This window comes from Enterococcus sp. E5-37 (genome assembly GCF_035726925.1).
Lineage (GTDB): Bacteria > Bacillota > Bacilli > Lactobacillales > Enterococcaceae > Enterococcus_B > Enterococcus_B faecium.
This window is the reverse complement of record NZ_JAPMLG010000011.1, coordinates 80,908-90,062: the sequence shown is the minus strand read 5'-3', so window position 1 is coordinate 90,062 and position 9,155 is coordinate 80,908. Positions and strand designations below refer to the sequence as shown.

General features: G+C 35.8%; 8 protein-coding genes. 3 read left to right on the top strand and 5 right to left on the bottom strand.

The window, feature by feature from the left end; translation table 11 throughout:
• A partial coding sequence (locus OS138_RS10055; protein ID WP_325070076.1) for a vWA domain-containing protein occupies positions 1-1,235 on the bottom strand: 1,235 nt, incomplete at its 3' end.
• Between the two features lie 256 nt (positions 1,236-1,491).
• Here OS138_RS10055 and OS138_RS10050 point away from each other — a divergent pair.
• Positions 1,492-2,883 carry a helix-turn-helix domain-containing protein gene (locus tag OS138_RS10050; protein WP_142652880.1) on the top strand — a complete coding sequence of 464 codons (1,392 nt, stop codon included), beginning with the start codon at positions 1,492-1,494 and terminating at the stop codon, positions 2,881-2,883.
• A 72-nt stretch (positions 2,884-2,955) separates the two neighbouring features.
• On the opposite strand, the gene OS138_RS10045 is transcribed toward OS138_RS10050, so the two are convergent.
• The 3 genes from OS138_RS10045 to OS138_RS10035 are packed head-to-tail and all read right to left on the bottom strand — an operon-like array spanning position 2,956 to position 5,376.
• Complete coding sequence (locus tag OS138_RS10045; protein WP_002286057.1) at positions 2,956-3,603, bottom strand: TetR/AcrR family transcriptional regulator; 648 nt, start codon at positions 3,601-3,603, stop codon at positions 2,956-2,958.
• 7 nt (positions 3,604-3,610) lie between these two features.
• Positions 3,611-4,297, bottom strand: coding sequence for an ABC transporter ATP-binding protein (locus OS138_RS10040; RefSeq protein ID WP_002286060.1), 687 nt, complete (start codon positions 4,295-4,297; stop codon positions 3,611-3,613).
• 5 nt (positions 4,298-4,302) lie between these two features.
• Complete coding sequence (locus OS138_RS10035; RefSeq protein ID WP_002286061.1) at positions 4,303-5,376, bottom strand: ABC transporter permease; 1,074 nt, start codon at positions 5,374-5,376, stop codon at positions 4,303-4,305.
• 221 nt (positions 5,377-5,597) lie between these two features.
• Between OS138_RS10035 and OS138_RS10030 the strand changes: the two genes are divergently transcribed.
• The gene (locus tag OS138_RS10030; protein ID WP_002286063.1) at positions 5,598-6,272 is read left to right on the top strand and encodes a response regulator transcription factor; all 675 of its coding nucleotides are present in this window, start codon (positions 5,598-5,600) and stop codon (positions 6,270-6,272) included.
• A 4-nt stretch (positions 6,273-6,276) separates the two neighbouring features.
• Positions 6,277-7,617, top strand: a complete 1,341-nt coding sequence (locus tag OS138_RS10025) for a sensor histidine kinase (RefSeq protein ID WP_002297809.1) — start codon at positions 6,277-6,279, stop codon at positions 7,615-7,617.
• A 148-nt stretch (positions 7,618-7,765) separates the two neighbouring features.
• Here OS138_RS10025 and OS138_RS10020 read toward each other — a convergent pair whose 3' ends face one another.
• Positions 7,766-8,752, bottom strand: a complete 987-nt coding sequence (locus tag OS138_RS10020; RefSeq protein WP_002295887.1) for a DUF2382 domain-containing protein — start codon at positions 8,750-8,752, stop codon at positions 7,766-7,768.
• Positions 8,753-9,155 lie beyond the last annotated feature (403 nt).

The following is a 9,155-nucleotide window of genomic DNA, read 5'->3' as shown; positions in this document are numbered from 1 at the left end:
ACTTTATAGGAAAATGTTGGTACACCATCCGTCAGCAAAACGATCACTTTTTTATGTCCATTTGGAACGGATAGCATGTTTCCTGCATCTCTTAGTGCTTTTTGTGTAAAAGTACCACCATTTGTCCGTGAAGGTGTAATGGATTTTACTTGATTTTTCACTGAATCAAATGAACCCATCTGTACTGCACCGTTACTGTAGCTATATCCTTCGCTTGAGTAGCCGACATATCCCATATTGATTTTGTCTGTGATACCGCTATCTGCTAAAGTATCGACAAAACGATCGACACCAATCTTTACTTCACCGATCCGATTATTGTCGTTCATACTTCCTGACCAGTCTACGACCAATACGAGATCAAGAGGCGTGATATCTTTTTGTACATTTCCACGAGCATTCAAATAAACATCAAACAATCCGGGTGTACTTGTTTCCTTTGCATACTTTCGTATCGCATAGTCTGCTTGATTACCGGTTCCTCCATATTCGATATACGAATGGGTCCGATCATTAGGATCTCCATTCCAAGAATTTATACCATCCCATTGATTTGTTCCGTTTTTATTGCCTTGATGATCAAGAACATTTGTATTTCCTGTAGGTTGCCAACTGGCTTTAGGATAAGTGCCCTGATCATCTGTTGTATATTCTGTAGGAATCGTTTGATTAGATGGCACACTCACAGCTGGCAAGGATAATGTAGGCAATGTAAATGGGCTGACAGAATTTTCGTTTTCTTTTGATGATTCTTCTTCTATTTCGTCTGGCTTTGGTACTGACACATCTGTATCTTTCTTATTTTCTGTCTCATCAATAATGTCATATTCTTTATTATCGACGATCAGCTTGTTTGCCTGGCTGTGGTAAAGTGCTGGATCGATTGGAAAACTCAGATCGATAGTTTGTTTAGTGTTTGATGAGATTTCCAACGTAATTTTCCCGCTATTTACCTGATAAGCATAGCCATCTCCTTCTTTTCTTTCCACATCACTTAAGTAATTTTCGACTAGACCAATTTCTTTTTCTATCTTTTCAGCACTGGTGTTATTCGCATTTAGCTTGATGTTCAGTGCTTTTTTTCCAGACTGATCCGAAATGACTTCAGCTGAAATTGTTTCTAAAACTGTTGGATCATCTGTAGTGTCTGCTATTGCAGATAATGGCACAAAGTTTGATAAACTCAATATTATCAGCATGAAAATAACTTTCAGTTTCTTCCCTGTGGTCGTCATTTTTCCCCTCCTTTTTCTTTTTTTCTATTTTGACGTGAATAGTGAAAATTATTAAAATAAACAGGCGTTACATAATTTTATTTATTTTAATATGATAATTATTATACGAAGGGCGCTAAAGGGAATCACACCAATTTTCATACCAATTGGTTTCATTTATGAAGTTGATTCCTTCGATTAATGAGCGTTTCATTGAAAGAAAAGGGTTGAGGGAGAAAAACATATGATCAGGTTGTTGGAATGAAACTATAGAAAGATGGAAAAAATCATTCGAATTCTGTCCATTTCTGACAAGTGGATGACTAAAAAAGAACTTGCCAAACGAATTGGTAGTTCAGAATCTACATTTGTAAGGTATATCGAAGAGATCAAAATCTGCTGGGGAACGGATGTAACGATTCAATCTTCACAAAAATTGGGGTATCGTCTTGAACATTTGAATGTACCAGCTTATTTAAATGTTCTGATGGAAATGTCGCAAAGTTCTACAAACAGTCGTTTATTAAATGAGATTATTGTCAATCCGGGTAAAACGATTGAGTATTATTGTGAAAAAATTTCCATCAGCCGGTCTTCTTTTACACGTAAGTTGAAACAATGCAATCAAATTTTAGAAAGCTATTTATTAAAAGTGATCGTTGACCAAGGTTTTCAGTTAACTAGCCTTAAAAGTGAGCTCCAGTTGCGTATCTTTGTCACCTTTTTCTTTTTAAGTTACTACGGAAGACGCACGTTGCCATTTCCAATCGAAAAAAAGAAGATCAAAGAAATTATGGTCAAGAATAATTGTCAGATGAATTTGTTTCAGGAAGAAAGCCCATATGAGCAATCTTTCTTTATTATGTATTTTGTTGTGCATCTCATGAGAGAATCCCAAGGAACTCCATTTGAATGGAAAGCTGGAGACTCTTATGTACAGTTGATAAATATCGATAAAAAAGACTTCTTAATCTTGAAAAATCTCTTAGGAAAATTGAAGTACAGCAGCTATATAAAAGTAGTGAACTATTTTGTCAATACGATTTTTTCAGAATTTTCGGAGAAAGAAAAAAATGAAATCAGTGAGCAGATACGAAAAAATATGTCCTACTGTTCGTTTTCATCCGCTGATTGCAAAGAAAAAAACGAAGAATATGTTGTTCAATTATTAACGCAAATTTATTTTTTCTCCCGTATTTTCCCATACGATACGACTCATTTGACGATCCGTGCAACTTACTTTGCACAGCAGATGCAACACCGCCAGATACGTCTATATGCTGGATTTCGTGCAGAACTTCAATTTTATTCCACTCTACTGAATCAGAATCTGATTTATTATTTATCTAGCTATATCTTTTGGATGCTTATCGGTAATCCTGAAATTCACCATTATACTTCTGATAAAAAAATACTGATTATCAGCGACTTAAGTCTTCGACATAGTCAATATATTGAAGAATATATCAGTGATATTCTTGCTGTGCATAAAATTCACTCTGAGACAACTGCTATTACTGAAGATCAGCTGTCGAAATACAATCTTCTCGAGTATGATCTGATCGTTACGAATCAACCCATTTTGAATGCCCATGTTCCTCATATATTGATTGATGATAGTGTGTCATTCGCAAATGAAGAAGAACTCATCCGCTTATTCGAGTTATGAATAATCAAAAAACAGCTATGTATAAACCACCCTGATAAAAATTTCAGGACAAATACACATAGCTGTTTCTTTTTATTGTATTCCTTCAGCAATCCAACGAGATTTATAGCGAAAGTCTTTTAACAACTCTTCTTTTGTCCAATTATTTGCAATGAGATCCGTCAAAGTGTTCATTACGAGGGTCATGGAAAAGTATAGGAAACTAACTGCTTCTTCCGACGATTGAATGGAGAAATGATTGATTCTTAATAATTCCAGCCATTTTTCGTTCATTGGAGAATCAGCCGATAGTTCTCTACGTTTGGTTGTCTGCTGATCATTTCGCTGGGTTAACAAGTATAACCTTTGCCAATAGATACTTTCGTGATCTAAGTCGCAGCACCACTCTAAATATTTTTCGATCCCCAAAAAGAAATGTTGTTTGTTTTCGCTAATGAATTTTAAGATATCTTGATGGACTATGTGAGAACTGCTTTTGATCGTATACAAATAAGCATCTTCCAAATCTTGAAAATATTTATAAAAAGCACCGCGCGACATCCCCATCTTGTCAACGATTTCTGAGACTTTGACTTGGCTGATGTGCTGTGAGCAAAATATCTCCAGTAATAGGTCATCGATTCTCTGTTTCTTTGCGTTCGATAAATTGAAAAAAGTTTCTTTTGGCATCCACATCTCTCCTTTATCTCTGATTATACGTGGATAGCCCTTCATTGTCATGAAGGATTCATTCCTTCTTTTTCTCTTCTTCTGTCAAGTACCCATCTTCCATTCGATAAACGCGATCACTCCATTGAATCATACGGACATCATGAGTAACCATAATAGTCGCTTTTTGTTTCTCATGAGCTTCTTTAACTAGTAATTTGACGACTTCATATGCATGATCTGTATCCAAACTAGCTGTTGGTTCGTCTGCTAAGATCAAGCTTGGCTCATTATATAAAGCGCGAGCAATTGCCACTCTCTGTCTTTCTCCACCAGAAAGGTCTTTAGGATAACTATTTTTAAGTGACTGGATATCTAAAGATTGCAGCAAGGAATCGATTTTTGTTGAATCTTCTTTTTTTGAAGTAACTTGGTCAACTAGTTCAAATTGTTCCTTTACCGTTAAAAAAGGAATCAAATTAGAGCTTTGGAGAATAAATCCTATTTCTTTAAAGCGTAAATCTGCTCGTTTTTTTTCTGGAAGCTCAGTTAGTGAGTGACCGTTGATCACTATTTCTCCGGAAGTCGGTGTTTGCAATCCTCCTGAAATGGTAAGGAAAGTACTTTTACCTGAACCAGAAGGACCAATGATGCTGACGAATTCTCCTTCCTTTACATAAAAATCAATTGCTTTCAAAGCTGAGACCTTTGTATGACCAGAACCAAATGTTTTGGTAACTTTTTTCATCGTTAATATTTTTTTCATTTTTATTAACCTCCTATTGCTGTAATTGGGTCTACTTTGGTTATCGTACGTATCGAAAACAATCCGCCTAGCATTGCGACAATGATCAAAATCCCACTATATAGCAACCATTGTGACCAAAAAACAGCAAAAGGCATCGCGCTTGGTAAAATCAGACTAGTCAAATAAGCAAACAAAAGAGCAAGCAGAACGCCTACCACCCCAACAATAAAGGACTGTGCTACTAAAGATTTAGCGATGAAGAAATTTTTGATCCCTTGTGCTTTCATTACTCCAAAAATAGCAGTCTTCTGAAGTGTCATCACGTACATGAAAATACCGACCACGGCAGCAACCACTAAGAACAAAAAGTATATCATCGCATTTAAGGTCATATTTTGGGCAGAATAGCCAGGAATACTTTCAATGAATGTCCCAATAGTTAATAACTGTAGACCCTTCGATGCTTTTTCTTTCGAAATTTTAGCTGAATCCTTTATTACGATCCCATTGATCGGCTGTTCTTCTTCAGAAGCAAACGGCTGTTGTCCATACTTCAAAGCAGTCCACGTATCTAGGGACGCATAGATGACGGGAGAAACTGTGTAATAAGTTTCAGGAAAGATACCGACAATCGTCAAAGGATCGTCGTAACTGCCAATTTTGATCGTATCTCCAATTTTATAGCCTGAATCAGCCAGATTTTGAGAGATGATGATTTCATTCTTTGTTTTAAATTCATGCCCTTTCGTGAGTTTTGGTAATAAAAATGCTTCTTTCGTTGTGCCGAAAACTGTAACATTTTCTTTGTTTTTTCCTTTGATTGCTCCGCTGTACAATCCGATTGGTGCTTTCTCTCCTCCTTCAATGTATTTCAGATCTCCTCTTGTTAATTGTGAAGCTGCAAATACTTGATTTGCATCCTCCGACAAAACAATCTCTTGTGCGTCCCAATCATCGATTGCTTTTTTAAACTCTTCTGAAAGTCCATTCGCTAGTCCTGACAACATGAATACGACATACGCAATCAAGAACATAATACCGACGATCAAGCCATATCGTAATTTAGAATAGCGAATTTCTTTGATAGCTAGAAACATTTGTTTTTCCTCCCTATGATAGATTGATAGTGACAAAATGTCACTTGTTGAATAGTGTAACTCTAAAGTGACAATTTGTCACTTGTGTTGTTTTTTTCTTATCAATAAATTGTCTAAGACATCTTTCGATAAAACCTTAACATGAGTCATAAAAAATTTATTTAAGCCTTATTTATGCTTTCCATGATAAACTAAAGTGACCAAATCAATGAGGTGGGAAAATGATTAAACTATTAGTAGTAGAAGACGATAAAGTATTATCCAATAATATAAAAGAAATACTCGCTGCAATCGGCGAGATAACACAAGTTTATGATGGTAGTGAAGGACTGTTCGAGTTGGAAAGTGGAGTTTATGATCTTGCAATCTTGGATTTGATGATGCCGGAAATGAATGGATATGAAGTGTTAGCAAAAATACGGAAAGAAAAAATACAGACTCCAGTATTGATTTTGACTGCAAAAGATAGTTTGGAAGATAAGATTGAAGGATTTGAACGAGGTGCAGATGATTATCTAACAAAACCTTTCTATCGAGAAGAACTGATCATGCGCGTGAAAGCATTATTGAAACGCTCGCTAGGTCTCTTTGATGAAAATGTTCTGAAGTATAAGGATATCAGTTGTGATTTAAAAAGCAATGAAGTCTTGTATAAAGAACAAGTTTTGCCCATACAAGGAAAAGAGTTTGAATTGCTCGTTTATTTTTTACAAAATAAGGGAATCATTTTGACAAAAGAGCAGATATTTGACCGGATCTGGGGATTTGATTCTGATACGACGATTACAGTTATTGAAGTTTATATGAGCAACTTACGAAAACATCTGCGAAGTACTGGATTGGATAAAGAAATCAAAACCTTACGTAATGTCGGTTATATACTGCAAAGGGTGTGATGCAATGAATGGAGATATTACACGAAAGCAACGTAGTCGCTTTTTTGCGACAAATGTAGCAGCATTTGCTTTTATCTTTTTTCTTTTGGGATTCATTACTTTACAGATATTAAACCAATCTGCATACAGAGAAACAGATCTGTCATTAGAGAAAATAAATTTTGATTCTCGAACAGTACAATTAGAGATACAAAGATATCAGCAAGGCGATCCCTTTTTAAACCCGACTCAAACGGAACAAAACAGAACAAACATGGAACAGCCATTAATGGAACCATCAAATGACCGTTTTAACACTCAAGTGATCTTGTGGTCTAAAAATGGTGAGATATTGAATAAAGCAGCTATTGGTGGGCGTTTCAACCAAATCAAAGAATTAAAAATGGATACGAAAAATCTGAATACCATCCAAAATATTGAATTAAATGAAGACAGTGGCTCATCTGCCCTCTCTTTCCGTTCGATTACGAAAAAAGCGGAGACGAATCAAGATGGCGTTGCCTACATCCAAATTTTAGAAAATACAAATCAAATCAAGAATTCATTAGCGACTTTTCGCACGATTATGATTTTGTGTATGATTGTTTTTTGGATTCTCTCTATTGGTATCAGTTATTACTTGTCTAGTCTAAGCATGCGCCCTATTATTCTTTCTTGGAGAAGACAAAAAGAATTTGTTGAGAATGCTTCTCATGAATTGCGCACACCGTTAACGATTATTCAAAATAGTTTGGAACATCTTTTTACCAAGCCTAATCATACTATTATTGAAGAATCCGAAAGCATCGCTCAAGCATTGTCAGAGACGAGGCGCCTCACTGGATTGACTTCGGATTTGCTGACAATCGCTCGGAATGATTCTGATCAGCAGCTGCTTTCAAAGCAAATGATCAATACACAAGAATATATCGAACAACTTGTTAAACCATTTCAAGAGATGGCCACCATAGATGGAAAAGAGTTTATTCTCCATAACGATGCAACATTAGAAGTACCAATTGATGAAAAAAAAATCCATCAAGTTTTGGTTATTTTGCTGGATAATGCATTAAAATATACGAATCCAGAAGATAAGATCATTTTGGATTCATCTGTTAACCATAAAGAATGGCTGATTCACGTAAAGAATACTGGCCCTTCTATCAGTGAAGAAGATCAAGCAAGGATTTTTGATCGATTTTATCGGGAAGATCAATCTCGGGCGAAAGAGACTGGCGGATACGGGCTTGGCTTGGCAATTGCAAAACAGGTAATCGAACAGCATCATGGACAGATTTCTGTATCCAATTATCTTCCACAAGGAGTCGATTTTAAAGTCCAATTGCCGTTGAAGCCTAAAAAATAATGCTTATCCCTAAAAAAGGGCTGTGACAAAAATCTTGTCACAGCACTTTTTTGTTGCGAATAAACGGTGTTCCAGAAGTAGCTTCTTCGGAAATAAGCCGAAATTTCTTTAAGCTGACCACTTCTGTCACAACCTCTTTAGCTTACGCTTACGATTTTTTATTGCGGTCTTCAATGTGTACATCACCGCTTGTGTCAATATCCAATTCTTCTCGGCTAACATCTTCTGTCACTTTTTCAACATCTTCATGTTCTTCTTTATGAATCCCAACTTCTTCACGAATAACTGTATGTTTGCTTACATCTACTTGCTCTTCTTTGATTGGGATAGTAATCGTGTCATCTTCCAAGTTTTCGTCTGTTCCCTGTGAAGATTGATCTGTTACTGGTTTGCGTTCGATGACGATTTCTTCACGTTTGACCGGTACTTCTACCGTTTCAGTATCGTTGACCACATGTTTGTGGATGTCGACTTCTCCAGTTGTCACATCATGTGTATTTACATCTAATTTTTCTTCTTTTAGTTGAATTGTATCATCATCTAGATTTGGTTTGCGATCGATGTCTTCAGTCTTGCTTGTACCCATTGTATCAGTCTCGCCAGGTACGTCCATCGGATCAGTTCCTGGTGTCATATTCAATGGATCCGTTGTATTTTGAAAGCCTGTCGTGCCACCTACGTCCATTGGATCTGTTCCAGTGCCAGTTTCTAATCCAGTCCCCATTGTGCTTGCTGGGCTAACAGTATCTTGTGTATCCATTGTATCTTCTGTTGTTTCTGGCTGACGATAGCCTTTTACTGTGATGACAAATTTTCCATCAGAAATATCTCCTCTATATTGATATAAAGGATCATTTTCTGGTGTAGCCGTCTCAGAATCATAGGTATCAAAAGAAAAAGTATCTTTTATTTTTTCCCATAAAGAACGGTCTTCTTCACCATCCATCCGATTTTCATCTGTTTCAACATCTATACCAGACAATCCGTCAAATCCTAGTCTAGATGCTGCTTCATCAGTAGTATAAATAACGATATCATCTCGTTCATACCCTTCGTTACGCAACCGTTCAATTACTGATAATGCTTCTTCCCTCGTACTATAGCTTCCGATGACCGTTAAATTTTTCTCTTCCATGTAAATTCCTCCTAGCAAATAGATTTATGATTGGTATATTGTTACTTATAAATTTATTCTATAGGAGACGATTGTTTTCTACAAATATTTAGATTGGAATTTGATTAAAACAATTTAATTGAAATTTGAAAACATTTATGTTAATGAAAGTCATATTCTAATAAAATGTCATTTGTTTCTATATGAATTTTTATGAAAAATTTCATATAATTTCCACTCGTTGTGATGGTTTAATTTATCCAATCCATCAATAAGCAAACAACTTATATAAAAAAAGGATTAATTCTCAATATAATTGCTCCTACCATAGAATAAATCTTCATGTAAAGTAATGAAGTACCAACTATTTCTAATACTTCTTTAAGAATTATCCCAACAATATCGTTAGACAAACCATTATTGA

Bases quoted from the DNA above. Each gene is read 5' to 3' on its own strand.
- OS138_RS10050 (WP_142652880.1), top strand. From the start codon at position 1,492: ATGGAAAAAATCATTCGAATTCTGTCCATTTCTGACAAGTGGATGACT.
- OS138_RS10045 (WP_002286057.1), bottom strand. From the start codon at position 3,603: ATGACAATGAAGGGCTATCCACGTATAATCAGAGATAAAGGAGAGATG.
- OS138_RS10040 (WP_002286060.1), bottom strand. From the start codon at position 4,297: ATGAAAAAAATATTAACGATGAAAAAAGTTACCAAAACATTTGGTTCT.
- OS138_RS10035 (WP_002286061.1), bottom strand. From the start codon at position 5,376: ATGTTTCTAGCTATCAAAGAAATTCGCTATTCTAAATTACGATATGGC.
- OS138_RS10030 (WP_002286063.1), top strand. From the start codon at position 5,598: ATGATTAAACTATTAGTAGTAGAAGACGATAAAGTATTATCCAATAAT.
- OS138_RS10025 (WP_002297809.1), top strand. From the start codon at position 6,277: ATGAATGGAGATATTACACGAAAGCAACGTAGTCGCTTTTTTGCGACA.
- OS138_RS10020 (WP_002295887.1), bottom strand. From the start codon at position 8,752: ATGGAAGAGAAAAATTTAACGGTCATCGGAAGCTATAGTACGAGGGAA.